This window comes from Mesorhizobium sp. M7A.F.Ca.ET.027.03.2.1, from assembly GCF_003999175.1.
Classification (GTDB): domain Bacteria; phylum Pseudomonadota; class Alphaproteobacteria; order Rhizobiales; family Rhizobiaceae; genus Mesorhizobium.
In genome coordinates this window covers 1-3,474 of the sequence record NZ_RZOM01000658.1, presented here as the reverse complement: position 1 = coordinate 3,474, position 3,474 = coordinate 1, and the positions used below count along the sequence as shown (strand labels likewise).

The 3,474-nt window shown below is 65.4% G+C and carries 3 protein-coding genes; 2 read left to right on the top strand and 1 reads right to left on the bottom strand.

The window, feature by feature from the left end; all coding sequences use genetic code 11:
* Positions 1 to 34 precede the first annotated feature (34 nt).
* Complete coding sequence (locus EN750_RS24320) at positions 35 to 1,468, bottom strand: DHA2 family efflux MFS transporter permease subunit (protein ID WP_127397916.1); 1,434 nt, start codon at positions 1,466 to 1,468, stop codon at positions 35 to 37.
* 121 nt (positions 1,469 to 1,589) lie between these two features.
* Here EN750_RS24320 and EN750_RS24315 point away from each other — a divergent pair, with 121 nt between their 5' ends.
* Positions 1,590 to 2,591 carry an ornithine cyclodeaminase family protein gene (locus EN750_RS24315; protein ID WP_127397914.1) on the top strand — a complete coding sequence of 334 codons (1,002 nt, stop codon included), beginning with the start codon at positions 1,590 to 1,592 and terminating at the stop codon, positions 2,589 to 2,591.
* On the top strand, positions 2,588 to 3,474 hold an 887-nt coding region (locus EN750_RS24310), incomplete at its 3' end, for an aromatic amino acid lyase (RefSeq protein WP_189526423.1). The genes EN750_RS24315 and EN750_RS24310, both read left to right, overlap by 4 nt.

Genomic DNA, 3,474 nt, shown 5'->3' with positions numbered 1-3,474 from the left:
GAATTTATCTCCGCATTAGGCGGAAAAATCGATCTCAATTTCCCGGCGAGTGGCCGGAAACCTCCGCGCCCGCACCTGGCGGCAGCACGAGAAAACGCAACGCCGCCACCAGCCCGATGGCGCCGATCGCCAGGAAGGCCACTCGAAAATCCACAAGATCGAGGGCCGGCCGGTCCCTGGCGATCTGCGACAAATTGAGGATCGCCGCCGCCACCGCGACGCCGAACAGCATCGCCACCTGCTGCAGCATCGAGGACAGCGTCGCCGCCGAGCTTCGTTGCGCCGCATCGATGTCGGCGAAGGCCAGTGTGTTGAGCGCGGTGAACTGCATCGAGCGCGACAGGCCGGCGATCAGCATCAACGCCACCACCAGCGCTTGCGGCGTCTGCGGTGAGATCGCAGCACATGCCATGATCGCCGCCGAAGCGATCAGGCCGTTGACGACCAGCACCGACCGGAAGCCGAAACGGCGCAGCGTTGGTGTCGTCACCGTCTTCATGCCGAGATTGCCGAGGAAATAGGCCAGGATCATCAAGCCGGCATCGACGGACGAGAGGCCAAAGCCGACCTGGAACAGCAGCGGCAACAGGAACGGCGTGGCGTTGATCGCCACCCGGAAAATGGTGCCGGCGGCAAGCGTCGAGATGGCGAAGGTCAGCACCTTGAACGAGGAGAGATCGAGCAGCGGATGCGGCGCGCGCCTGAGATGCCGCACCGCCAGCCAGCCGATGACGATGCCGGCTACGACCAGCAGCACCGTCGGAAGAACGCCGTCCTCCGGGTGCGCGATGCGTTCAAGGCCATAGAGAAGCAAGGCAAGCCCCGCCGATGTCAGGAAAAAACCCGGCCAGTCGAGCGGCTTGGGGTCGGCTTCGCGATCGCCCGGAATGAAGCGGGCGACCAGCACCAACCCGACCACGCCAAGCGGGATGTTGATGAAGAAATTCCAGTGCCAGGACAGATAGGTGGTGATGAAGCCACCAAGCACCGGCCCGATCACCGGCGCAAACAGCGCCGGCCAGGTGATCAGTGCCGTGGCGTTCAGCAGCTCCGACTTCGACGCATTACGCAGTACCAGGATGCGCCCGACCGGCGTCATCAGCGCGCTGCCGAGCCCTTGCACGACACGTGCGGCGACGAACTGGGTCAGGTTTTGCGAGACGCCGCAGGCAAGCGAGGCCAGGGTGAACAGGACGATCGCCAGCAGGAAGATGTTGCGTGCGCCGAACCGGTCGGCGAGCCAGCCCGACAGCGGCACGAATACGGCCATGGTCAGCATGTAGACGGTGATGCCGATGCTGATCGCCACCGCCGACACGCCGAAGGAAGCCCCCATCTGCGGCAGCGAGGTCGAGATGATCGTCGAATCCAGAAACTGCATGAAGAAGGCGATGGCGACGATCAGCGCCACGCGCCGCGCATTGGTGGCCGTTTCGGATAAGGTTGCGGTCTCGGGAACGGCTGTCATGACGGAACCGGTTTGAACAGCATCTCACCGGCGGCGTCCAGAGACCTCGCAACAAACTTTCGTGTCCCGCCTTGGCCTGCTATGGGATGAACGGGGTGGCCGAGGAAAGTGTCCGCGTAACATGAAGCCCATCTACATCGACTACCTCAATGCCCTCGACATCGACGCCCTTGCCATGACTGATGGCGAAATCATTGCCGCCGTCGAGGCTGGCCTGGTGGCGCAAGGCAAGGGCCAGACGGTGGTCGAACCGCGCGTCCATCTCGAGCCGGACCCGTCCTTCCACGGCCATTTCAACGTGTTGCGCGGCTACGTAGCGCCGCTCGACACGGCCGGCGTCAAGATCGTCGGCGACTATGTCGACAATTACCTGCATGGCCTGCCTTCCGAATTCGGCATCCTCAACCTGTTCGACCCGCGCACCGGCGCGCCGCGCGCCATCCTCGACGCCACCGTCATCACCGACATGCGCACAGGCGCCGTCACCGCCATCGGCGCCAGGCATCTGGCGCGAAAGAATTCCAAAGTGCTGGCCCATATCGGCGCGCGCGGCACCGCCTACTGGAATGTCCGCCTGCTCGACTATCTCTTCGATTTCGACGAGATCCGCGTCCATTCGCGCCGCCCGGAAAGCCGCGACGGTTTTGCCGCCAGACTGTCCGCCGATCTCGGCAAGACGGTGACGGCGGTCGCCGACTGGAAAAGCTGCATCGAGGGCGCCGACATTGTCGTCGAGGCCTCGCGGTTGCCGGAGCCGCAGCCATTGCTCAAGACCGAATGGATCAAGCCCGGCGCGTTGGTCGTGCCCTACGGCACGATGAGCGCGGTGGAACTGTCGTTGACCGATATTATGCAGAAGATCGTCGTCGACGATTGGGGCCAGTGCAAGGGCGGCAAGTTCGGCTCGCTGCGCGCCCATGTCGAGACCGGGCGGCTGAGCGAGAAGACGCTGCATGCCGAGCTTGGCCAGATCGCCGCCGGTCTGAAAGCCGGGCGCGAAAGCGACGCCGAAACGATCCTGTTCTGGCATCGCGGCCTGTCGCTGTCCGACATTGCGCTGGGTAAGGCGATGCTGGCCAAGGCCCAAGTGCAAGGCATCGGCCAGCGGCTGCGCTTCGCATGAGCGCGCTCGTCCTCACCGGAACCGGTGTCGGTATTGACGATGTCGCTGCGGTCGCCCGCGATGGGCGCAAGGTGGAGATTGGACCCGATGTCATCGGCAGGCTGGAAAAGGCACGAAAAGTGCTCGACCAAGCCGCCGCGTCCGGCCAGCAAATCTATGGCCTCAACACCGGGCTCGGCGCCAATCTCGGCACCGCGGTCGACGGCAACGCCGGCGCCTTCCAGCGCCAGTTGCTTGAAGGACGCAGCGGCGCCGTCGGCGAGGTGCTGCCGGTCGAAGCCGTGCGGGCAACCATGACCGCCCGCGCCGCGATGCTCTCGGTCGGCGGCTCCGGCCTGTCGCCTTCCGTCTTCGTCGCTTTGGTCGACGCGCTCAATGCCGGCGTCCATCCCGTCATGCCGTCGCTCGGCTCGATCGGCGCCGGCGACCTGGTGTTGATGACGGCACTCGCCCGCATGCTCACTGGCGATGGCGAAGCCGACTATCAGGGCCGTCTCATGCCGGCGGCCAAGGCGCTGATGATGGCGCGCCTCGCCCCCATCGGCCTGGCGCCGAAGGACGGCCTGTCGCTGATCAACGCCTCGGCGGTATCCGCCGGCAGCGGCGCGCTTGCAGTGACGGATGCGCTGACCGCCCTTGCCCGGCAACAGCAGGCCGGTGCGCTGACCATGGAAGGCATCGGTGCCAACCGCACCATCCTCGATCCGCGCCTGCATATGGCGCGTCCGGCGGCAGGCCAGCAGCAAGCAGCCAAGGTGCTGCACGATCTGCTCGCCCGAGACGACGCGCCGGCGCCGACCACCTTGCAGGACCCGCTGTCGATCCGCTGCATGCCGTCGATCCATGGCGCGCTGATCGAGGCGATCGGTCAGGCGAGACAGGC